This window comes from Micromonospora sp. NPDC003944, from assembly GCF_053605225.1.
Map to the genome: position 1 here is coordinate 50,275 of NZ_JBSGIV010000028.1, position 21,862 is coordinate 72,136.

The following is a 21,862-nucleotide window of genomic DNA, read 5'->3' on the forward strand; positions in this document are numbered from 1 at the left end:
GCGGCTCCGTAGGATCGGCTCGTGACAGGGGCGGAACGGCACACGGACATCGACGGCATGGCGGACGGCCTGGAGCGGCTCTGGACGCCGCACCGGATGACCTACATCTCCGGCGAGGACCGCCCGGCCGAGGGCTACGAGAAGCCCACCGGCTGCCCCTTCTGCCAGGGGCCCAAGCTGCCCCCGGAGGAGAGCCTGGTGGTCGCCCGTGGCGAGCACGTGTTCGTGGTGCTCAACCTCTACCCGTACAACCCGGGCCACCTGCTGGTCTGCCCCTACCGGCACGTCGCGGACTACACCGACCTGGACGTGCCGGAGACCATCGAGCTGGCGTCGTACACCCAGACCGCCATGCGGGTGATCCGTAAGGTGAGCAACGCCCACGGCTTCAACCTGGGCATGAACCAGGGTGGGGTGGCCGGCGCCGGCATCGCCGCGCACCTGCACCAGCACGTGGTGCCCCGGTGGGGCGGCGACGCGAACTTCATGCCGGTGATCGGCCGGACCAAGGTGCTGCCGCAGTTGCTGCACGACACCCGCGACCTGCTCGCCCGCGCCTGGCCGTCCTGACGCCGCCGAGCCTGCTCCCGCACGTGGACACCAGGTGCACCTCGTCGAACGACGGGCTGATCGCCGCGAGCGCGTCGAAGGCCCCGGCGACGACAGGCGTACGCAGGTAGTGCGCGCCGAAGAACGACGTGTCCGCGTCGTCGTCGGCCGGCTCGATGACCACTCCGCCGATGTCCACCCCGAGCCGTCGCGTGGCGCCGATCATGCCGCGCCGTGACCGGCCCCGCGCACCCGCGCGTCCGCCCTGCGGATCTGCTACGCCCCGGCCTGCCGAGGTGGCACGATCGGCCGATGGCAGTCACGACACGGCCCTTGGGGCGCAGCGGCATCGAGGTCAGCGCCCTCGGCATGGGGTGCTGGGCGATCGGCGGGCCCTGGTCTGAGGGCACCCAGCCGCTGGGCTGGGGCGCGGTCGACGACGACGAGTCGGTGCGGGCGGTACGCCGGGCGCTCGAGGTGGGCATCACCCTCTTCGACACCGCCGACACGTACGGGGCGGGGCACAGCGAGCGGGTGCTCGGTCGCGCGCTCGCCGGTCGCCGCGACGACGCCGTGATCGCCACCAAGTGGGGGTACACCTTCGACGAGTCCACCCGCCAGGCGACCGGCGAGGACGCGTCGCCCGGTTACCTGCGTACCGCAGTGATCGCCTCGCTGCGCCGGCTGGGCACCGACCGGATCGACCTCTACCAGCTGCACCTGGCCGACCTGCCGGTGCCGAGGGCCCAGGCGCTGATCGGTGCCTGCGAGGACCTGGTGGCCGAGGGGCTGTTCCGCGCGTACGGGTGGAGCACCGACCGCCCCGACCGGGCCGCCGCGTTCGGGAACGCCGCCGCCGGGGCCACCGCCGTGCAACACACCCTGTCGGTGCTGCGCGACACCCCCGAGCTGCTCGCCGTCTGCGACAAGTACGACCTGGCCAGCGTGAACCGGAGCCCACTCGGGATGGGGCTGCTCACCGGCAAGTACTCGGCCGGGTCGACACTGCCCCGCGACGACGTACGGGGGCTGGCTCCGGGCTGGCTGGAGTGGTTCCGGGGTGGCCGTCCGGCACCGGAGTGGCTGCGCCGGGTCGGTGCGGTCCGTGCCGCCCTCACCGCCGACGGGCGCACCCTCGCCCAGGGCGCGTTGGGTTGGATCTGGGCGCGCAGCGGTCGCACCATCCCGATCCCGGGCTGCCGTACGGTCGCCCAGGTCGAGGAGAACGCCGCAGCGCTGCACCGGGGCCCACTGCCGGCGGACCAGTTCGTCGAGGTGGAACGTCAGCTCGCCGCCGTCCGCACCGCCGCCCTCCGTGACGCCGACCGCCCCCACTGGCCCCGCCCAACCCACCCCACAGTCCACCCCTAACAGATCCACAAACCCCCAGCCCCGCCCCGCGCCGTGCCCCGCGCCGTGCCCCGCGCCGCGCCCGCGCCGCGCCGTGCCCGCGCCGCGCCGCGCCCACCCGTGCCGATCAAGGAGTTGTGGTGCCTCACAAATAGGGCAAGAACCAACCTTTCCCCCACCACAACCCCATGATCGACCCCGGGACGTGCCGACCTCTCGCCGATCTTGCACTTTCTGCGGGGACTTAAGCCGTGATAGCGACATATCGTCGACCGAAAGTGCAAGATCGCCGGGGCGGGGCGGGGCGGGGCGGGGCGGGGCGGGGCGGGGCGGGGCGGGGCGGGGCCGGGCCGGGCCGGGGCCGGGGACAGGAACAGGGCCGGGGACAGGGACAGGGACAGGGACAGGGGCGGGGTGGGTTAGGGGTTTTGTTCTTTGCGGGTCTGGTCGGCCAGGTGGGTGGGCATGGGGTCGTGGCGGACGAAGTGGCGGCGGAAGGTACCGGTGCCGGCCGTCATGGAGCGCAGCTCGACGGCGTACCGAAGAAGTTCGGTGGCTGGCACTTCCGCGCGGACGAGGGTGCGGCCCTCGGTGTCCGGGTCGGGTTCGGTGCCGAGCACCCGGCCGCGTCGGCCGGACAGGTCGCCCATCACGGTGCCCACCGAGCCGTCCGGTACTCGGATGGTGACCTCGTCGATGGGCTCCAGGAGGGCTGGCTGGCCGCGCTCGGCGGCGTCCCGCAGTGCCAGCGCGCCGGCGGTCTGGAAGGCCGCGTCGGAGGAGTCGACGCTGTGCGCCTTGCCGTCGACCAGGGTCACCCGCAGGTCCACCACGGGGTGGCCGGCGACCAGTCCGCGCTCGAGTTGGGCGCGGACGCCCTTCTCCACGGACGGGATGTAGGTGTGCGGGACCGCACCGCCGACCACCCGGTCGACGAACTCGAAGCCACTGCCACGGGGCAGCGGCTCGACCTCGATGTCGCAGACGGCGTACTGGCCGTGGCCGCCGGACTGCTTGACGTGGCGGCCGTGGCCCTTCGCGGGGACGGTGAGCGTCTCGCGTAGCGACACCTTGACCGGTTCGGTGTCCAGCTCGACGCCTCCGGCGCGCAGTCGGTCGAGCACCACGTCGGCGTGTGCCTCGCCCATGCACCAGAGCACCAACTGGTGGGTCTCCGGGTTGCGCTCCAGCCGCAGCGTGGGGTCGCCCGCGACCAGCCGGGCGAGGTTGCGGGCCAGGGCGTCCTCGTCGGCGCGGCTCCGGGCCACGATCGCCACCGGCAGCAGCGGCTCGGGCATCTCCCAGGGGGCGATCAGCAGTGGGTCGTCCCGGCTCGAGATGGTGTCGCCGGTCTCGGCGCTGCCCGACTTGGTGATCGCGCAGAGGTCGCCGGCCACACAGAGCGACACCTCCCGCAGGGTGGCGCCGAGCGGGGTGTAGATGTGCCCGACCCGCTCGTCGGCGTCGTGGTCGGGGTGCCCGCGTTCGGCCAGGCCGTGCCCGGAGACGTGCACGGTCTGGTCGGGGCGCAGCGTGCCGGAGAAGACCCGGACCAGCGAGACCCGACCGACGTGGCGGTCGACGGTGGTCTTGACGACCTCGGCGACGAGCGGCCCGGTCGGGTCGCAGCTCAACGGTGGACGGGGCGAGCCGTCCACGCCGGTCACCGCCGGCAGCTCGTGCTCCAGCGGCGACGGGAACGCGGCGGTCAGCACCTCCAGCAGCACGTCCAGCCCGACGCCGGTCTGGGCGCAGACCGGCACCACCGGGTAGAAGTGGCCCCGGGCGACGGCCTTCTCCAGGTCGTCGATGAGCACCTCGTCGCTGATCTCCTCGCCGTCGAGGTAGCGGTCCATGAGGGTCTCGTCCTCGCTCTCGGCGATGATCCCCTCGATCAGCTCGTCACGGGACTCGTCGATGGCCCGCTGGTGCTCCGGGTCCGGGGCGCGGACGTCGGCGGGGAGCCCGGCGCTGTAGTCGAACACCCGACGGGTGATCAGACCGAGCAGACCCTCGGTGGACACCCCGTCGTCGCCGAGCATCGGCAGGTAGAGCGGCATCACGTTGTCGCCGAAGAGGCGTTGGCAGAGCGCCACCGTCTCGTCGACGTCGGCGCGGGGCTGGTCCAGTCGGGCCACCGCGACCGCGCGGGGCATGTCGACGGCGGCGCACTCCTCCCAGAGCGCGACGGTGGCCGCGTCCATGCCGCCGGCCGCGGAGACCACGAAGAGGGCGGCGTCGGCGGCCCGCAGCCCGGCGCGCAGCTCGCCGACGAAGTCGGCGTACCCGGGGGTGTCCAGCAGGTTGACCTTGATGCCGTTGTGCAGCAGCGGCGCGCAGGACAGGCTGACCGAGCGCTGCTGGCGTACGGCTGCGGGGTCGTGGTCGCCGACGGTGGTGCCGTCGACCACGGTGCCGGCGCGGCCGATCGTGCCGGTGGCCGCGAGCAGGGCCTCGACCAGGGTGGTCTTGCCCGCCCCGGAGTGCCCGACGAGCACCACGTTGCGGACCCGCTCGGGCTCGGTCACCACCGGCGCGCCGCCGGTGGAACCCTTGTCGTGACTCTTCTGCGCCATGGGGCGCACCTCCCTCAGCCGGTGGTGGTGGCGACCGCCGCGCGACGGGAAGCGGCCCGGGGCGAGTGCGCGGCGATATCCTCCGGTGGTCTGTCGCACAGCGGGAACGGGACGGGCGGACGGGTGAGCTGGCTCACCTCCCGGCTCGATCTCACACCCGTTGCCGGGTAGGCACAAGCCTCCCCCGGGCGGGTCGGCGGGACGGTCCGTATCGCCGGAGCTGGGCGGACCGTTATCGTGGGGACCGCCATGGCGAAGATCTTCCAAGTGTCGGCCCGCGCGGGGATGACCCGCGTCGTCGAGCCGATTGCCCGTGCCCTGCTGCGCGCGGGCGTCACCCCCAATGCCGTCACCGTCGCGGGCACCGTTGGTGTGCTCGTCGGTGCGCTCGGCTTCGGTGCTCGCGGCCATCTGGTCGCGGGCGCGTTGATCGTCACCCTGTTCGCGCTCACCGACCTGCTCGACGGGACGATGGCCCGGATGAGCGGCGGCTCGACCAGGTTCGGCGCGTTCCTCGACTCAAGCATGGACCGGGTCGCCGACAGCGCCGTCTTCGGCGCCGTGGCGTACTGGCTTGCCACGCAGGGCGACCACTCCGGGGTGGCCGCCGCGTTGGTCTGCCTGGCCGCCGGCAGCCTGGTCTCCTACGTGAAGGCCCGCGCCGAGGGGCTCGGCATGACCTGCAACGTGGGCATCGCCGAACGCACCGAGCGGTTGCTGATCGTCGGGGTCGGCGGCATCCTCACCGGCGTCGGTGTGGACCCGGCGCTGGAGATCGCGCTCTGGCTGCTCGCCGCCGTCTCGATCTTCACGGTGGGGCAGCGGATGACGCACGTCTACCGCCAGGCCCAGCAGCTCCAGCCGGACGGCCAGGCGTGAGTGCCGGTCGTCGGACGACCGCCGGCGGAGTCGCGTGAACCTCACCGAGCTGGGCTACGTCGCCGGGTGGCGGGTGGTCCGCGCGCTACCCCGGCCGCTGGTGGCGGCGGCGTTCCGGGCGGGCGCGGACCGCGCCCACCGACGCGGCGGCGGGGGTACGGCCCGACTGCGCGCGAACCTGCGCCGGGTGGTCGGCCCGGAGCTGCCCGACGCCGAGCTGGACGACCTCGTCAAGCGCGGGTTGCGCTCGTACGCCCGGTACTGGATGGAGGCGTTCCGGCTGCCCGGTCTGAGTCGGTCGCAGATCCTTTCCACCTTCCGGCTGGAGGGCGCGGACCTGCTCGCCGCCGATGTGGCCGCCGGCCGGGGCGCGGTGGTGGCGCTGCCGCACGCCGGCAACTGGGACGCCGCCGGCGCCTGGGTGGCGGCCACCGGCTGGCCGATCACCACGGTGATGGAGCGGCTCAAGCCGGAGGGTGTGTACAAGCGTTTCCTGGCGTTCCGAGAGGTCCTCGGGATGGAGATCCTGCCGACCCACGGGGGCCCGCGTCCGGCGTTCGACGTGCTGCTCGATCGCGTACGCGCCGGTGCGGTGGTGCCGTTGCTTGCCGACCGTGACCTCTCCGCCCGGGGGGTGGAGGTGGACTTCTTCGGTGGGAAGACCCGGATGCCCGCCGGGCCGGCACTGCTCGCGCTGCACACGGGTGCGCCGCTCTACGTGGCCTCGATGTGGTACGAACCGGACGCCGCCTGCGCGTCGCTCGCCGGTCCGTTGCCGGTGCCGGGGCCCGAGGTGGGGCCGCTGGACCAGCGGGTCCGGTCGCTGACCCAGCTGATCGCCGACCGTCTGGCGGCGGGTATCGCCCGGCATCCGGAAGACTGGCACATGTTGCAGCGGATGTGGCTGGACCAGGCGAGGTCGGGGGAGGGCGCGGCGCTGCCCTCGTCGACCTCCGGCCAGGCCTGAGGAGGTGGGCTGACGGATGCGGATCGGCATCGTGTGCCCGTACTCCTTCGACGTGCCCGGTGGGGTGCAGAACCACGTCATGGACCTCGCCGAGGCGCTGATCGCGTTGGGCCACGAGGTCAGCGTGCTCGCGCCTGCGGACGAGGATTCCCCGGTGCCGGAGTACGTGGTGTCCGCCGGTCGGGCCGTTCCGCTGCCGTACAACGGTTCGGTGGCCCGGATCGCGTTCGGCCCGGTGTCGACTGCCCGGGTCCGTCGGTGGATCACCAACGGCGACTTCGACGTGCTGCACGTACACGAGCCGCTGACGCTGAGCCTGTCGTTGCTGGCCGTGCTCTCCGCCCGTGGCCCGGTGGTGGCCACGTTCCACACCGCGATGACCCGTTCGCGGGTCCTCGCCGCCGCGCAGGGGGTCCTCCAGATCGTCCTGGAGCGGATCACGGCCCGGATCGCGGTGAGCGCGCTGGCCCGCAAGGTGCAGGTCGAGCACATGGACGGCGGTGCGGTGGAGATCCCCAACGGGGTGGCGGTGGCCAAGTTCGCCGACGCCGAGCCGTTGCCGGGCTGGCCGGGGGAGTGCGCTGACGGCACCGGCGGCACGCTCGGCTTCCTGGGCCGGTTCACCGAGGCGCGCAAGGGCTTCCCGGTGCTGCGTGACGCGTTCGTGGCGCTGGCCGCCAACCGGCCCGGTCTGCGGCTGCTCGTCGCCGGCCCGGGTGACCCGGACGACCTGTACGACCAGTTTCCCGCCGAACTGCACGACCGGATCACGTTCCTCGGCCTGGTCAGCGAAGCGGACAAGGCGCGCATGCTGCGCAGCGTGCACCTCTACGTCGCACCGAACACCGGCGGTGAGTCGTTCGGCATGATCCTCACCGAGGCGCTGGCGGCGGGTACGACTGTGGTCGCCAGCGACCTGGACGCGTTTCGGCGGGTGCTCGACGGTGGGCGGGCCGGTCGGCTCTTCCCCACCGGTGACCCGCTGGGGCTGCGTGACGTGCTGGGTGAGCTGCTGGACGACCCGGCCGGGCGGGCCGCCCTGAGTGCCTGCGGCGATCAGGTGGTCGCGAATTTCGACTGGCCGGTGGTTGCCCGCCGCGTTCTGGAGGTATACGCAGCGGCGATCGAGGCAACCGACGGGCGGGTCATCGACCAGGAGTGGGTGGGGTTGGGCTGAGCCGGGTGTGACGGATGGTGCGGAGGTGACCGGCGGGACCCGGTGCGGCCGCGCCCAATCGGACGAAACGGAGCAGCACTACGATGCCGCACATGTGGTGGGTGGTGGCCGCGAGCGTGGTCGTGGGGCTGGTCGCGGCGTACCTCATCTGGACCGCCGGCCGGGTCGAGCGGCTGCAGGGCCGCGCGGAGCTGGCGGCCCGGGCCCTCGACGCCCACCTGTTGCGCCGCGCGGCGGCGGCCGCGGTCCTGGCCGAGCGACGGTTCGGCGTCGAGCTGTACGCGGCGGCCCGGATCGCGCTGGACGCCAGCCCGGACGAGCGGGAGGCGGCGGAGAACGACCTCACCCGGCAGTTGCGCGGCGTCCAGTTGGACCCGGGTGACCCGGACTGCGCGGCGGTCATCGCCGCGAGTCGTCGGCTCGCGCTGTCCCGGCAGGTGCACACCGATCTGGTCCGCGACGCCCGCTCGGCGCGCAGCCGGCCGCTGGTGCGCCTGTTGCGGATGGGGCGGGGTCGGGAGTGGCCGCGCTACTTCGACATCGACGACCCCACCCTCGTCGTGCCGGCGGACGTTCCCGCCGCCTGACCCCGCCGGTCGCCGCCCGCTCCCCGACGGGCCGGGGTGACCGCTGCCACAGGGCAGGCCACCGGGGGTCTGATTGGCTGTCGGTACGGCGTTGCACCGCGCGTAGCATTTTCGCTGGCCACCCCCCAGAGCATGTCGAAGGAGCGATGACCCGTGCCCGAAAACACCGTCTCGAACACCGGTAGCGCCCCCGTCGTCGGCACCGCCCGCGTGAAGCGTGGCATGGCCGAGATGCTCAAGGGCGGCGTGATCATGGATGTCGTCAACGCCGAGCAGGCCAAGATCGCCGAGGACGCCGGTGCCGTCGCGGTGATGGCCCTGGAGCGGGTGCCCGCCGACATCCGCGCGCAGGGCGGGGTGTCCCGGATGAGCGACCCCGACATGATCGACGGGATCATCGAGGCGGTCTCCATCCCGGTGATGGCCAAGGCCCGCATCGGTCACTTCGTGGAGGCGCAGATCCTCCAGTCGCTCGGTGTGGACTACGTCGACGAGTCCGAGGTGCTGACCCCGGCCGACTACGCGAACCACATCGACAAGTGGGCGTTCACCGTGCCCTTCGTCTGTGGCGCGACGAACCTGGGCGAGGCGCTGCGACGGATCACCGAGGGCGCGGCCATGATCCGTTCCAAGGGCGAGGCGGGCACCGGCGACGTCTCCAACGCCACCACCCACATGCGGAAGATCCGTCAGGAGATCCGCCGGCTCTCCTCGCTGCCGGCCGACGAGCTGTACGTCGCGGCCAAGGAGCTGCAGGCCCCGTACGAGCTGGTCAAGGAGGTCGCCGAGAGCGGCAAGCTGCCGGTGGTGCTGTTCACCGCGGGCGGGATCGCGACTCCGGCCGACGCGGCGATGATGATGCAGCTCGGCGCGGAGGGTGTCTTCGTCGGGTCCGGCATCTTCAAGGCGGGCAACCCGGCTCAGCGGGCCGCCGCGATCGTCAAGGCGACCACCTTCCACGACGACCCGGACGTGCTGGCCAAGGTCTCCCGGGGTCTCGGTGAGGCGATGGTCGGCATCAACGTCGACGAGATCCCGCAGCCGCACCGCCTGGCCGAGCGGGGTTGGTAGGCATGGGCGCGCCCACCATCGGTGTGCTCGCGCTCCAGGGCGACGTGCGCGAGCACGTGGCGGCGCTGGCCGCGGCGGGCGCGGACGCCCGCCCGGTGCGTCGTCCGGCCGAGTTGGACGCGGTCGACGGCCTGGTCATCCCCGGCGGCGAGTCCACCACCATCAGCAAGCTCAGCGACATCTTCGAGATGCGCGAGCCGATCGACAAGCGGATCGCCGACGGCATGCCGATCTACGGCTCCTGCGCCGGCATGATCATGTTGGCGACCGAGGTGCTCGACGGCAGACCCGACCAGCGGGGTTTCGCCGGCATCGACATGACCGTCCGGCGCAACGCGTTCGGCCGGCAGGTCGACTCGTTCGAGGCGCCGGTGGAGATCACCGGGGTGCCGGGGGAGCCGTTCCACGCGGTGTTCATCCGCGCGCCCTGGGTCGAACGGGTCGGCACCGGTGTCCAGGTCATCGGCACGGTGACCGGTGGCCCGGCAGCCGACCGGATCGTCGCGGTCCGACAGGGCAACCTCGTGGCCACCTCGTTCCACCCGGAGTTGACCGGTGACCTGCGGGTGCACGCGTACTTCGTGGATCTGGTCCGCGCCGCCTGAGCGGCCCCGCCGCCCGACCGCCGGGCATGTTCTCCGGCCCCTGGTGGTTGTCCTGCGGGTCACCGGCGGCACCCCGGCGGGTGCCGGATGTGACACGCCCGGGTGTGACCTCGGTAAGATTGCCGCGGTTCGGCAGGGCCGTCGCCCAGCGCGGCAATTCCCGCGGAGCCGACCGGCCGCCGGACCGCCCGATGCGGCGCGTCATCGGTGCGGCAGTCGATGCAGGCGTGGAATGACAGACGGAGGTAGAAGATGTCCGGCCACTCAAAGTGGGCGACGACCAAGCACAAGAAGGCCGTCATCGACGCCAAGCGCGGCAAGATGTTCGCCAAGCTGATCAAGAACGTCGAGGTGGCCGCACGGACCGGCGGCGGTGACCCCTCCGGCAACCCGACGCTCTTCGACGCGATCCAGAAGGCGAAGAAGAGCTCGGTGCCGAACGACAACATCGATCGCGCCGTCAAGCGCGGCTCCGGCCTGGAAGCCGGTGGCGCCGACTGGCAGACGATCATGTATGAGGGGTACGGCCCGAGCGGCGTGGCCATGCTCATCGAGTGCCTCACCGACAACCGCAACCGTGCGGCGACCGAGGTGCGCACCGCGCTGACCCGCAACGGCGGCTCGCTCGCCGACGCCGGCTCGGTGTCGTACATGTTCTCCCGCAAGGGCGTCGTGATCGTCCCCAAGGAGGGCACCAGCGAGGACGACGTGATGATGGCCGTCCTGGACGCCGGCGCCGAAGAGGTCAACGACATCGGCGAGGCGTACGAGGTGGTCTCCGAGCCGACCGACCTGATCCCGGTGCGGACGGCGTTGCAGGATGCCGGCATCGAGTACGAGTCGGCCGAGTCCTCCCTGATCCCCAGCGTCAACGTGCCGCTCGACGAAGAGGGCGCGCGCAAGATCTTCAAGCTGATCGACGTCCTGGAAGACTGCGACGACGTCCAGAACGTCTACGCCAACTTCGACGTCTCCGACGACGTCATGGCGGCCGTCGACGCCTGAGGGCGGTGGCCACCTTCAACGCGAGGTCATCGCGCCCCCGCATCCGCCGGAGACGGAGATCTTGGACAGTTTCCGTCATGTGCGAACGGAAACTGTCCAAGATCTCCCGAGGTGCGGCTGCGAGGCCGGCACCACGGGCCGAACACGCCCACGAAGGGTTCAGCGTGGTGGAGCGGTTCGCGGTCGGCGACACCGTGGTACGGCGGGAGGTGCTGCGGGGCGAGGTCTGGTTCGGTTGCCCGACGATCTGCGTCGAGGACTCACCCGACCTGCTCGCCCTCTACCTCCCGCCGGGGGCCGAGTTCGGCTTCCCGGAGAACGGCGACTTCCCGTGCGGGCGGCACCCGTGGGAGACCGCCGGGCACCGCTCCTGGTCGGGGCACGGCAAGCTGATGCTGCAACGCCCGGGTGAGGCGCACTCGGTCGACGTGTTCTGGACGGGGCCCGAGCGCGACTTCGCCGGCTGGTACTTCAACCTCCAGGACCCGGTGCGGCGTACGCCGATCGGGGTGGACACCCTGGACCACGAGCTGGACCTGTGGTGGGCGGCGGACGCCGACAGGTACGTCTGGAAGGACGTCGAGATGTTCGCCCAGCGCCTCGTCGAGGGGCGTTACCCGGGCATGGGCGACGCCATCCAGGCCGAGGGCGACCGGATCGCCGCCCTGCTCGATGGCGGTGAGCGCTGGTGGGACCCGGCGTGGGCCAGCTGGCAGCCCGACCCCGCCTGGACGGCGGCCCCGTTGCCCGCCGGCTGGGACCGGGTGCCACCCGCCCGCTGAACGGCGGCGCCCCGCCCGGCCGGTCAGCCGGTCGGTCGGGGGTCGACCAGGAACACCTGGTCCGCGCCGTCGGTGCACGGCTCGACATGCGCCTCGGCCGACGGATCGGTGTCATCGTCGCGGAGCCCGACGCACAGGTTGGTGCCGCTCGGCCTGATCCGGTACGAGGTCGGTGCGGACGCGGTCGGTTCGAAGCGGAACAGCTGCGCGGAGTTGCTGTCGCTGCACTTCGTGACGGGTTCGAGCAGGTTCCGACCGGGGTCGTCGTCGCGGATGGTGAGGCAGCCCGGCCCGTGCGCCGGGTGATTCCACTTGATGAAGTACAGGCCGCCGGCCGCCGGCTCCAGGTAGGTGTCCGGTGGGGTGGCGTCCGCGCAGGGACGTTGGACCGCCACCTCGCTCGGGTACTGCCCGGTGCGGTCACGCCCCTCACTGAGGCAGAGTTGCGGGCTGCGGGCGGGGTGGATCCGGCTCAGGCGCGCGTCCGGCGCGATCGTCGGGCTGGCGTCGGCCTCCGGGGCGGCCGGGGAGGCGGCGGGTGTCGAGGTGCCCGGGCCGGCGAGCTGACCTGCCCCCTCGTCGCCGTCCGGTCGCTGGATCCAGACGCCCACGCCGACCGCGGCCAGGAGGACCCCGACGACAAGCAGCGTCAACGGTGTGCGCCGGGCGAACCAGCGTGCCGGGGCGGTGGGCTCGGGCACCGACGGACCCGCTGCGGGGCCGTCGGTGGGCCGGTGCTCCGACCCGGGCGAGGTCGGCAGGTAGCTGCCCAACGCGAGACGGTGCCGCGCCCGTAGCCAGGTCTCGACCTGGTCTTCCGCGCCGCACGCCCGCACGAAGGCGGCCAGCACCTCGGGGCGCGGAAGGCTGGACCGGCGCAGTATGTCGGCGGCGGTGCTACGGGCCAACACGTCACCGGCGGCTGCGGCGCGCTGCTCCAGTTGCCGGTATGTCAGCCGGGACCGCTCCTTGAGGTCGCGCAGCAACTCGATGAACTCGGCCGGGTCGGACGCGTCGTCCGGGCGTAGCTCCCCCGTGGTCATCGCCCGATTCTCCAGACAGCGCGGACGGCCGGGCAAGCCGGGTCCCAGCGTCTGTCCGAGGTGGTCGGACAAGACCCGGACAGGCCGCCCTGAGCTGCCCGGACAGCGCAGCGCGGCGACGTGGGCATTGTTCCCGCCCACCGGTCTGTCTAGCGTCACTTCCCGATGGCCGCGCCGCTGACCGCTGTACGGCCGACGGGCTCGCGCCGGCACCGGTCCGGGCTCGACCATGTCGACGACGCGGAGAGACTCGATGGATGACGCTGCCCGGAGTCCGGTGTCACAGGTGACCACGGCGGGGGAGTACGTGGCGTTGCTCAGGGACGTGCGGTGGCGTTCCGGCCTGACCTATCGGGAGATCACCCAGCGCGCCTCGGCGGCCGGGCACTGGCTGCCGCCGAGCACCCTCGCGACGATGCTGGGGCGGACGACACTGCCCCGGGAGCACACCGTCGTCGCGCTGCTGGCGGCCTGCGGTACGCCGGAGGTCGAGGTCGACGGGTGGCTGGAGACACGGCGCGACCTCGAGGCCCGCATCGGCGAGCAGGCGAGGGGGGAGAGCGACCAGGCCGAGACCTCTGCCGAGCCGTCCACTGTCGATCCGGAGACCACCGGCCCGAGTGTCGGCTCGGTCCCGCCGCGGCCCGGGGCGCCCTGGCCGGCCCGCCGCTGGCTCCGGCTGGCGCTGGTGGCGGTGCTCGGCGTCCTGATGATCGGGGTGTCCGGCGCGCTGCGACCGCTGATCAGCCCTCCGGTGGGCAACTCGCCGACCGACGGCTGCCCGGCGGTGCTGCGCCAGGGCATGTACGGCCCGTGCGTGCTGAACCTCCAGGAGCACCTGGTGGCCGGTGGACTCACCATGCCGGTCGACGGCTGGTTCGGCCCGGACACCACCAGCCGGGTGATGGTGTTCCAGGCGTTCGGCGGCCTGCCGGTCAGTGGCACCGCTGACGCGCAGTTGTTCGACGAGTTGGCGGGCGATCGGAAGGTGCCCGCCACCTGGACGAGGGAGCGGATCGGCAAGCACCTGCGGCAGATGTTCCCGGAGGATCCGACCGGGGCGATGCGGGTGGCCCGCTGTCTGTCCGGGCTGGACCCGTACCGGGTCGAGGTGGTCGGGGACGGGTTACGTCGTTGGGGGTTGTTCCAGTTCAGCGACATGGAGGTGTCCCGGTTCGGCGCCGACCGCCGGACCGCGTTGGATCCGGCCTGGAACATCGGGACGGCGCGCGAGGTCTGGTCTCGTACCGGCGACTTCGGCCACTGGGACTGCGAGGCGTAGCGGGCATCGGGAGCCTTTCCGGTCCGGGGTCCGGCGACGACCACGTCGTTGCCGTGAGGACCCGCTCACCGTAGGAGCGTTCGGCCTGTTCACCGCCCCCGAACAGTGGGCGGAACGGTGCCGAACGACAAGCGGGCGCCGGTGTCCGACCGGGACACCGACGCCCGCGTGGCGGCCGATCGCCGGTTCAGCCGAGCGTCTCCCGTTCCCGCCAGGCGGTACGCAGCGAGGTCCGGCCGTTGGTGCGCAGGAGCGACCCCTCGTACACCCGGGCCCCGGCGAGGAGGAACGCGCCGGCGGCGAGCAGCAGGATGACGAGCGAGACGATCGGCTCCCACCCGGCCGCGTCGCCGGTGAACAGTCGCAGCGGCATGGCCGTGGGCGACGAGAACGGCAGGTAGGACAGCACCCGCATCGCGGTGGCGTTGTCGTTCAGGAAGATCACCGCGAAGAACGGCAGCATGACGGCGAGCTGCACCGGCGTCGACACCGCGGCGATGTCCTCCTGCCGGTTGGCCAGCGCGCCGGCCGCCGCCCACATGGCGGCGAGCAGCACGAAACCGACGAGGAAGAACGGCACGAACCAGCCGATCGCCGGGGCGAGCAGGGTGAGCAGGCCTCCGCTGTCGCCGATCTGCAGCCCGATCACCGCCACCACGGCGATCAGGGCGATCTGCGCGAACGCCAGGATGGCCCCGGCGACCACCTTCCCGGCGAGCAGGGCCCGGACCGGCACGGCGGCGACCAGGATCTCCACGATGCGGGTCTGCTTCTCCTCGATGACGCTCTGCGCGATCTGCACGCCGAACGTCTGCGAGGTGAGGAAGAAGACGAACGCGAAGACGAACGGCACCAGGAACGCCACCACCGGGTCGACCGCGTCCGGGTCGAGCAGGCGTACGGCCGGTTGGGTGCTCAGCGCCCGCACCACGTCGTCGGGGGCGTCGTCCATGGCCAGGACGGCCGGTCCGGTGACCACCGCGGCGTCCACGTCGTCGTCGCGGACGGCCTGCTCGGCGGCCCGGTCGTCGGGGACGACCCGGACCTCCAGCCCGGCGGCGCGCAGCGGGGCGGCCATGCTCTCGGTCACCGCCACTGTGGACGGCCCGCCGGAGAAGAGTGGGGGCAGGATGGTGCCCGCCGCGGCGATTAGTAGGAAGAACAGCGTGCCGAACAGGAAGGTGCGGTCGCGGAGCTTGACCCGGATCTCGCGTTCGGCGACCAGCCGGGTGGCCTGGGTGGCGTTCACTGGGTGACCTCTCGGAAGATCTCGGTGAGCGAGGGGCTGACCGGGCGGAAGGCGCGGACCGGGCCGCGCTCCAGGGCCGCCCGCAGCACGGGCTGTTCGTCGGTGCCGGCCGGCAGGTCGAAGACCACGCGCGCGCCGTCCAACTCGACAACTGTCACCCCGGGGTGGTCGCGTACCCAGCCGGCGTCGTGCTCCACGACCAGTTCGAACCGGGGCACGGTGTACGAGTCGCGCAGCTGCTGCCGGCTGCCGGCGGCCCGGATCACCCCGTCCCCGATGATCACCAGATCGTCGCAGAGGCGCTCCACGACGTCGAGCTGGTGACTGGAGAAGAGCACCGGCACGCCGGCCGCGGCCCGTTCCCGCAGCACGGCCACGACGGTCTCGACGGCCAGCGGGTCCAGGCCGGAGAACGGTTCGTCGAGCACCAGCACCTCGGGGTCGTGCACCAGCGCGGCGGCGATCTGAGCGCGCTGCTGGTTGCCGAGTGACAGTGTCTCCAGCAGGTCGTCGCCGCGCTCACCGAGCCCGACCCGGTCCAGCAGAGCGTCGGTGGAGCGCCGGGCGGCGGCGGCGTCCAACCCGTGCAGCCGGCCCAGGTAGGTCACCTGCTCGCGGGTTGTCATCTTGGGGTAGAGCCCCCGCTCCTCCGGCATGTAGCCGAAGCGCCGACGGTCCTGCCGGGTCAGCGGCGCGCCGCCCCAGCTCACCTCGCCGGCGTCGGGGGCGAGGACACCCAGGATGATCCGCATGGTGGTGGTCTTGCCGGCGCCGTTGGCGCCCACGAACCCGGTCATCCGGCCGGCGGACACCTCGAAGGACACGTTCCTGAGCACCTGACGGTCGCCGAAGCTGCGGTCGACGCCGTCGAGGCGAAGCGTTCTGGTCACGCGCTCACGCTAGATCGGGTACGTCGCCGCGCCGTCCGCCCGGCGGCTGAGCGGACGGGTCCGCCTTGCGGTGGACGCCGGTCACCCGCCGGGCCGGACCACCCCGTTCTCGTATGCGAACACCACCGCCTGCACCCGGTCCCGCAGGCCGAGTTTGGCCAGCACACGACTCACGTGCGTCTTCACCGTCGCCTCGCCCAGGTGGATTGTCGCGGCGATCTCCGCGTTGCTCGATCCGGCGGCGAGCAGCATCAGCACCTCCCGTTCGCGGGGGGTCAGCTCGGCCAGCGCGGCCTCGGCGTCCAGGCCCCGGTGGGCGGTGCCGGCCGGGTCGCCGGGTCGGGCGAAGGTGGAGATCACCCGGCGGGTGATCTCCGGGGCGAGGAGACCATCGCCCCTGGCCAGCACCCGGATCGCCTCGACCAGTTCCTCCGGTGTGCCGTTCTTGAGCAGGAAGCCGCTCGCCCCGGCCCGCAGCGCGGCGAACAGGTAGTCGTCGCGGTCGAAGGTCGTGAGGATCAACACCGCGGGGGCCCCGGGGCCGTCGGCGACGATCCGCCGGGTGGCCTCCAGGCCGTCCACCCCGGGCATCTCCACATCCATGAGTACGACGTCGGGGCGGGTGGCCCGGGTCATGGTCACGGCCCGTTCGCCGTCGGCGGCCTCACCGACCACCTCGATGTCGTCCTCCACCTCCAGGATGACCCGGAAGCCGGTACGGACGAGGTGCTGGTCGTCGGCGAGCAGCACCCGGACCGTCGGGCCGGTGTCGGGTGCGTGCGGGGCTGCCGCGCTCACGCCGGAGACTCCGCGCCGGCCGCCGCCCGGTGCCGGTCAACCGGCTCTCGTCGCGGGTCGACCGTGCGGTCGGTCGGACCCCCGAGGGGGAAGCGGGCGCGGACCCGCCAGCCGCCGCCGGTCCGCGGCCCGGCCTCCAGCTCGCCGTCGTGGGCGGTGACCCGTTCGCGCATGCCGATCAGGCCCAACCCGACGGCATCGGCCCGGCCACCGCCGCGCCCGTCGTCTGTCACGTCGACCTCCACCTCCCGGGCCAGGTACCGGACCCGCACGTCCAGCAGCGCGGCCTCGGCGTGCTTCAGGGTGTTCGTCACCGCTTCCTGCGTCACCCGGTAGGCCGCCTGGGAGACCGACTCGGGTAACGCGACGGGGTCGCCGTACACCCCGAGGGTCGCCGTCAGGCCGGCGGCCCGGGCCCGGTCGACAAGCTCGCCGATCCGTTCGACGCCGCCGGCCGCCGGCGGCGCGGCGTCGGTGCCGGCGGTGGTCCGCAGTACGCCGAGCATCCGGCGCAGCTCGTCGACGGCGGTGCGGGCGCTCTGTTCGATGGCGGTCAGTGCGGTGCGGGCCAAGCCCTGGTCGCGGTCGAACACCCGGCGGCAGGCGGACGCCTGCACACCCATGACCGAGACGTGGTGGGCGACCACGTCGTGCAGCTCCCGGGCGATCCGGACGCGTTCGCCGAGCACCGCCCGTTCCCGGGCCTCGGCCTGCGACCGGCGCAGGTCCTCGGCCTGGGCGCGCAGTTCGTGCTCGCGGTGGGCGGCCACCCAGGCGGTCTCACCGAAGAAGTACGCGAAACCGAAGACCAGCACGTTGAGCAGCACGCCGGTGACCATCGCGGCGAGCACCGGGGGCACCGGTCCCACCGCGTCGGCGAAGGAGTCCGCCGGAATGTGGTCGATCATCACCGCGTAGTAGACACCGAGCCAGGCGAACATCGTGGCGATCACGCCGATGCGCAGCCGGCGGGCCAGGTGGCGGTCCCGCCCCCAGGCGCCGACGGTGTAGAGGGCGCAGAACAGGGCCCAGGCGGAGAACTGGGTCTCCGGCGCCGAGCGCGCCTGCGCGCCGATGAACGCCACCGCGACGACGAGCAGGGTCACTGTGGGCAGGCGTCGTCGCCAGATCAGCGGCACGGTCACGGCGACGGTCCAGAACAGTTGCTCCGGCCCGGACGGCGGCGGGCCCAGCAGGAACGCTCCGGTGCTGCGGGCCAGGGTCAGGCTGACCAACGCCAGCGCCGTCATCCCCAGGCCGATCCAGAGGTCGTTTCGGCGCTGTTCCGCCGTCGGACCCGGTCGGGCCCACTCCTCTCGCGCTGCCACGCTCATCCAGGCACGATGCCACGCCGCTCGACAGGCCCGTCGACCGGGCGGGTTGGTGCAGGCCCGGTCGTGGCGACGGGCGCCGGCCCGGCGCGGGGTACGCGCCGGGCCGCCGGGTGAGACGTCGTTCATGCCGTCTGGCGGCGCGTCTTCATCGCGGTGTCGATCAGATCCCAGACCATGATCACGGCCGTGGTCACCGCGATGATCGATGCGAGGACGTCGCGGTTCTCCGCGTCCGCCAGCCAGCTGAAACGCTCGGCCAGGGCCGGGTTGAGCAACCGGTCGGAGAGCGCCAGCCAGATCAGCGGCACCGAGAACGCGAGGTTGAGGAGCGCTTTGACGCCGAACAGGGCCCAGGTCCAGCGTCCGATCCGGTACTTGACGAGCTCGAAGATCGCGCTGGCGACGAGCACGACGATCAGCGCCGGCAGCCAGAACGACCACAGTGCCGGGTCGAGGATCGGAATGTTCTCGCCGTTGGTGTCGCGCACCCAGGACTGGAACTGCTGCAACGGCAGGTATCCGATTGTCACCACCAGCATGACGACTGAGGCGATGGTGTCGGCGAGGGGGATGCCTCGTCGCACCGGTGCGTCGGGCAGCTGGTCGACCGTCCACTCCGGCAGGTCCACGGCCGTCTGGGTGCGCTCGATGATGGCGAAGGTCAGCGTGAGCCAGAAGGTGATCTGCACGGCCACCTGCATGGCCACCACGAGGCCGGGCCCGATGGCGCCGAAACCCTTTCCTTCCGCCACCACCTGGACCACTGCGAAGATGGTGCCGACGAGCGCCGGGATGAAGCTGAGCAGCAGCTTCAGCAGTCGCAGCCAGAGCAGGTAGTAGGTCGGGCCGATGAGTTGCAGCCGGCGGTCGGCGTACCGGGCGGCCAGCACGTCGGGGTTGCCCAGCTCGGTCAGCACCTCCCGCTCGGCGGTGGTGGCGTCCTGCCCGCCATCGGTCCGGCCCTCGATCATGTCGTCGATGGAGGCGCGCAGCTCGGTGGCGATCTCCTCGCGGCGCTGGGTGGGCACCGAGCGCAGGGTGGCGGCGAGGTAGCGGTCGGTAAGGGTGTTCATCGGTCCACTCCTTGGATCAGGCCGGTGATGGAGGTCTGCACGGCGGCGAGGTCGTCCAGGAGCCGGCTCAGCATCGACTCGCCCTCCTCGCTGGTCCGGTAGAACTTGCGCGGTCGGCTCTCTTCGGTGTTCCACTCGCTGGTCAGCAGCCCCTGGTCCTCCAGGCGGCGCAGCAGCGGGTAGAGCGTGTTGGCGTCCACCGGAAAGCCGTGGTCGGTGAGCCGTTGCAGCAGTGCGTAGCCGTAGTCCGGTCGGCGCAGCGCGACCAGGCTGGCCACCACGACGGTGCCTCGACGCAACTCCTGAAGGTGCGTCCGTAGAACGTCCTCGCTAACCATGTGTCACACCATACTGTGTGGCACACACTGTTGTCTACGCCGATGTCATTGTGTCGGCTGCGGGTACCACGAACGGGGCGCCCGGTCGACACCGGACGCCCCGCACCTGGGAAGAGTCAGCAGGACCCGCCCTGCCGGAAGTTCCGCTCGACGAAGCTGGCCGGGCCGACCTGGAAGTAGCCCACGCCCGGCCGGATCGGGTGCCCGGTGAACAGCTCCACCCGCGAACCGACCCGGACCAGGTACGCCTCGGCGCCCCCCGCGTCGTTGCGGATCAACGATCCCCGCCGGCCGTAGATCGCCTCCAACTCGGCGAAGGACATGCCGACGGTGGCGCCGGCGGGGGACTGCGGCGGGGCGGTGGCCGTACCGACCTCCACCAGCCGCCCGTTCTGGAAGGCCAGCAGGAGCACACCGGCCCAGGCGCCGGTCGCGCCCGCGTGCACCACCCCGCCGCAGGCCGGTGCGGTCCAGTCGATGTGCCCGTTCGTGGTGAGCGCCGCCAGGCTGGCGCCGATCCGGTACACCCCGGCGCCGGCGACGCCGAGCACCTGCGGGTGGGTGTGCCCGACGGCGGTGGCGTCGGCCGGGGGCGCTGCTGCCGCCGGAGAACCGGCGACGGTCACCGGGACGAGCGTGCCGAGCGCCAGCGCGGCGGTGGTGAGAAGGGTCGTGGGACGGTTCATGGTGGCTCCTTCGGTGATGGGACTCCTGCCCTGTTAGTCACCGCGTCGGGGCCAACGGTTCGTCACCGTCCGGCTCGGCCCGGTCTACCGTGCAGGGAGACGCCCGCCGGAGGTGACACGGTGACGGCTCCACTGCGGATCGGGTCCTACGCCATCGAGCGACTGCTCGGCGTCGGTTCGTTCGCGACGGTCTGGCTGGGCTACGACCCGGCGCTCGACGCGCACGTGGCGATCAAGGTGCTGGCCGAGAACTGGAGCCACGACCTGCGGGTTCGGGAACGCTTCCTGGACGAGGCCCGGTTGCTGCGCCGACTGGAGCACGAGCGGCTGATCCGGGTGCACGCCGTCGGTGAGCTGCCGGACGGCCGTCCGTACGCGGTCCTGGCCTGGGCGAACGGGGGCAGCCTGCGCGACCGCCTGGCCATCGGCGAGATCCCCGGACCGGCGGCGTTGCGGCTGCTCGGCGAGGTCTGCGCCGGGGTCGCCGTGCTGCACCGGCACGGGATCGTGCACCGTGACCTCACCCCGGGCAACATCCTGTTCCGCTGCACCGGGCCCGACGGCGCCGAACAGGTGCTGATCGCCGACCTCGGCCTCGCCAAGGCGCTCGCCGCCGCCTCCGGGCTGACCGCCCGGGCCGGCACCCCGGGCTACATGGCCCCCGAGCAGGACGACCCGGGGGCGGTGGTCGACACGCGCGCCGACGTGTACGGGCTGGGCCGGCTCGGCATCCGACTGCTCGCCGCCGACACGTCGAACGCGAGCCCGGCCCGGCCGGACCCGCGTCGGCACCCGGTGGAGCTCCGACTCCGCACCGGCGTGCCGTCGGGGGTCGCGGCGGTGCTCGTCCGGGCCACCGCCCACCACCCGGCCGACCGCTACCCCGACGCCGCGACCCTGCACGCCGCGTTGACCCGCGCGAGCACCCCGGCGCGACGGCCGGCCGCGAGCGGTTCAGCGGGGTTGGCCGCGCCGGCCGGTTCGGCGTGGCGAGAGCCGTCACCTCGGCCGAGCCGCCCGCACCGAATCCGGCGGGCCGCAGCAACGGTCGTGGCCGTCGCCGCCGTCATGACCGCGGTGGGCGCCGAACCGGGCGGCACCGGGCCGGCCCGGCAGGTCGGCGGCACGTACACGACCGGGCCGCTGACCGTGGTGCTGCCGGCCGGCTGGTCCGCCGCGGGCGCCACCTGGGCCGGTCAGTACGGTGCCGACGGCGAACCGGAGCCAGCGCTGGTGATGTCGCCGCAACCCCGCCGCTGGGCCGCCGACCCGAGACTGCCCGGCGCGTTCGTGGGCCTCTCCGCAAGCACGGCCGCCCGGGCCACGCCCACCGGGTTCCTGGCCGAGCGCACGCACGGCGACTGCACGCCCGCACCGGCCCGCACCACCCGCCAGGCGGGCGTGGAGTGGACGGTGGTCGCGTACCGCTGCGACCAGGGCCGCCCGCGCATCGTCGAGTCGGCCGCCCTGCATCCCGGCCGGGCCGCCCTGCTGTACGCGCAGATCACGCCGCCGCCGGACACCGCCACCGAGTTCGTGGACACCCTGCTCGCCGGAGTGCGGGTGCGGTGACCGGCGGTCCGCTGCGGGAAAAGGCCTCGATGGCGTGTCTGCGGGTGTG

22 protein-coding genes are annotated in these 21,862 nt (G+C 72.6%); 13 read left to right on the forward strand and 9 right to left on the reverse strand.

Annotation, left to right across the window (positions count from 1 at the left end; all coding sequences use genetic code 11):
• Positions 1 to 57 precede the first annotated feature (57 nt).
• The 3 genes from ACWER9_RS16130 (at position 58) to ACWER9_RS16140 (ending at position 1,920) form a co-directional block, all read left to right on the forward strand.
• On the forward strand, positions 58 to 570 hold the full coding sequence (locus ACWER9_RS16130; RefSeq protein WP_452302593.1) for an HIT family protein: 513 nt from the start codon (positions 58 to 60) through the stop codon (positions 568 to 570).
• A 34-nt stretch (positions 571 to 604) separates the two neighbouring features.
• The gene (locus ACWER9_RS16135) at positions 605 to 787 is read left to right on the forward strand and encodes a hypothetical protein (protein ID WP_452302562.1); all 183 of its coding nucleotides are present in this window, start codon (positions 605 to 607) and stop codon (positions 785 to 787) included.
• A gap of 74 nt (positions 788 to 861) precedes the next feature.
• Entirely contained in the window at positions 862 to 1,920 is a 1,059-nt protein-coding gene (locus ACWER9_RS16140) for an aldo/keto reductase (RefSeq protein ID WP_452302563.1), read from the forward strand.
• Between the two features lie 398 nt (positions 1,921 to 2,318).
• On the opposite strand, the gene ACWER9_RS16145 is transcribed toward ACWER9_RS16140, so the two are convergent.
• Complete coding sequence (locus ACWER9_RS16145) at positions 2,319 to 4,475, reverse strand: elongation factor G-like protein EF-G2 (protein WP_452302564.1); 2,157 nt, start codon at positions 4,473 to 4,475, stop codon at positions 2,319 to 2,321.
• 249 nt (positions 4,476 to 4,724) lie between these two features.
• On the opposite strand from ACWER9_RS16145, the gene pgsA reads away from it, so the two are divergent.
• From pgsA to ACWER9_RS16185, 8 genes are all read left to right on the forward strand, one after another.
• On the forward strand, positions 4,725 to 5,354 hold the full coding sequence (gene pgsA / locus ACWER9_RS16150) for a phosphatidylinositol phosphate synthase (RefSeq protein ID WP_396716937.1): 630 nt from the start codon (positions 4,725 to 4,727) through the stop codon (positions 5,352 to 5,354).
• Between the two features lie 34 nt (positions 5,355 to 5,388).
• Positions 5,389 to 6,321, forward strand: coding sequence for a phosphatidylinositol mannoside acyltransferase (locus ACWER9_RS16155; protein WP_452302565.1), 933 nt, complete (start codon positions 5,389 to 5,391; stop codon positions 6,319 to 6,321).
• Positions 6,322 to 6,337: 16 nt separating this feature from the next.
• Positions 6,338 to 7,498, forward strand: a complete 1,161-nt coding sequence (locus tag ACWER9_RS16160) for a glycosyltransferase family 4 protein (protein ID WP_452302566.1) — start codon at positions 6,338 to 6,340, stop codon at positions 7,496 to 7,498.
• An 83-nt stretch (positions 7,499 to 7,581) separates the two neighbouring features.
• The gene (locus tag ACWER9_RS16165) at positions 7,582 to 8,085 is read left to right on the forward strand and encodes a hypothetical protein (protein ID WP_112583378.1); all 504 of its coding nucleotides are present in this window, start codon (positions 7,582 to 7,584) and stop codon (positions 8,083 to 8,085) included.
• A 153-nt stretch (positions 8,086 to 8,238) separates the two neighbouring features.
• The gene (gene pdxS / locus ACWER9_RS16170) at positions 8,239 to 9,156 is read left to right on the forward strand and encodes a pyridoxal 5'-phosphate synthase lyase subunit PdxS (protein ID WP_452302567.1); all 918 of its coding nucleotides are present in this window, start codon (positions 8,239 to 8,241) and stop codon (positions 9,154 to 9,156) included.
• 2 nt (positions 9,157 to 9,158) lie between these two features.
• The gene (gene pdxT, locus ACWER9_RS16175; protein ID WP_452302568.1) at positions 9,159 to 9,761 is read left to right on the forward strand and encodes a pyridoxal 5'-phosphate synthase glutaminase subunit PdxT; all 603 of its coding nucleotides are present in this window, start codon (positions 9,159 to 9,161) and stop codon (positions 9,759 to 9,761) included.
• 252 nt (positions 9,762 to 10,013) lie between these two features.
• Positions 10,014 to 10,766 (forward strand): YebC/PmpR family DNA-binding transcriptional regulator, encoded by a 753-nt coding sequence (locus ACWER9_RS16180; protein ID WP_357349430.1) that lies wholly within the window; start codon positions 10,014 to 10,016, stop codon positions 10,764 to 10,766.
• Positions 10,767 to 10,843: 77 nt separating this feature from the next.
• The gene (locus ACWER9_RS16185; protein WP_452302569.1) at positions 10,844 to 11,548 is read left to right on the forward strand and encodes a DUF402 domain-containing protein; all 705 of its coding nucleotides are present in this window, start codon (positions 10,844 to 10,846) and stop codon (positions 11,546 to 11,548) included.
• A 23-nt stretch (positions 11,549 to 11,571) separates the two neighbouring features.
• On the opposite strand, the gene ACWER9_RS16190 is transcribed toward ACWER9_RS16185, so the two are convergent.
• Positions 11,572 to 12,591 (reverse strand): helix-turn-helix domain-containing protein, encoded by a 1,020-nt coding sequence (locus ACWER9_RS16190; RefSeq protein WP_452302570.1) that lies wholly within the window; start codon positions 12,589 to 12,591, stop codon positions 11,572 to 11,574.
• Between the two features lie 253 nt (positions 12,592 to 12,844).
• Here ACWER9_RS16190 and ACWER9_RS16195 point away from each other — a divergent pair, with 253 nt between their 5' ends.
• A complete protein-coding gene (locus ACWER9_RS16195) occupies positions 12,845 to 13,873 on the forward strand; it encodes a peptidoglycan-binding protein (protein ID WP_452302571.1) in 1,029 nt (342 codons plus the stop codon).
• 187 nt (positions 13,874 to 14,060) lie between these two features.
• On the opposite strand, the gene ACWER9_RS16200 is transcribed toward ACWER9_RS16195, so the two are convergent.
• From ACWER9_RS16200 to ACWER9_RS16230, 7 genes are all read right to left on the reverse strand, one after another.
• Positions 14,061 to 15,122 carry an ABC transporter permease gene (locus ACWER9_RS16200; protein ID WP_452302572.1) on the reverse strand — a complete coding sequence of 354 codons (1,062 nt, stop codon included), beginning with the start codon at positions 15,120 to 15,122 and terminating at the stop codon, positions 14,061 to 14,063.
• Positions 15,119 to 16,012 carry an ABC transporter ATP-binding protein gene (locus tag ACWER9_RS16205; RefSeq protein ID WP_452302573.1) on the reverse strand — a complete coding sequence of 298 codons (894 nt, stop codon included), beginning with the start codon at positions 16,010 to 16,012 and terminating at the stop codon, positions 15,119 to 15,121. The genes ACWER9_RS16200 and ACWER9_RS16205 overlap by 4 nt, the downstream gene beginning before the upstream one ends.
• An 81-nt stretch (positions 16,013 to 16,093) precedes the next feature.
• Complete coding sequence (locus tag ACWER9_RS16210; RefSeq protein WP_452302574.1) at positions 16,094 to 16,810, reverse strand: response regulator; 717 nt, start codon at positions 16,808 to 16,810, stop codon at positions 16,094 to 16,096.
• The gene (locus tag ACWER9_RS16215) at positions 16,807 to 18,144 is read right to left on the reverse strand and encodes a sensor histidine kinase (protein ID WP_452302575.1); all 1,338 of its coding nucleotides are present in this window, start codon (positions 18,142 to 18,144) and stop codon (positions 16,807 to 16,809) included. The genes ACWER9_RS16210 and ACWER9_RS16215 overlap by 4 nt, the downstream gene beginning before the upstream one ends.
• Before the next feature lie 122 nt (positions 18,145 to 18,266).
• Positions 18,267 to 19,217 carry a permease prefix domain 1-containing protein gene (locus ACWER9_RS16220; RefSeq protein WP_452302576.1) on the reverse strand — a complete coding sequence of 317 codons (951 nt, stop codon included), beginning with the start codon at positions 19,215 to 19,217 and terminating at the stop codon, positions 18,267 to 18,269.
• Positions 19,214 to 19,555 (reverse strand): PadR family transcriptional regulator, encoded by a 342-nt coding sequence (locus ACWER9_RS16225; RefSeq protein ID WP_452302577.1) that lies wholly within the window; start codon positions 19,553 to 19,555, stop codon positions 19,214 to 19,216. The genes ACWER9_RS16220 and ACWER9_RS16225 overlap by 4 nt, the downstream gene beginning before the upstream one ends.
• A gap of 116 nt (positions 19,556 to 19,671) precedes the next feature.
• Entirely contained in the window at positions 19,672 to 20,241 is a 570-nt protein-coding gene (locus ACWER9_RS16230; RefSeq protein ID WP_452302578.1) for a hypothetical protein, read from the reverse strand.
• 120 nt (positions 20,242 to 20,361) lie between these two features.
• Here ACWER9_RS16230 and ACWER9_RS16235 point away from each other — a divergent pair, with 120 nt between their 5' ends.
• Positions 20,362 to 21,813, forward strand: coding sequence for a protein kinase domain-containing protein (locus tag ACWER9_RS16235; RefSeq protein ID WP_452302579.1), 1,452 nt, complete (start codon positions 20,362 to 20,364; stop codon positions 21,811 to 21,813).
• Positions 21,814 to 21,862: the final 49 nt, after the last annotated feature.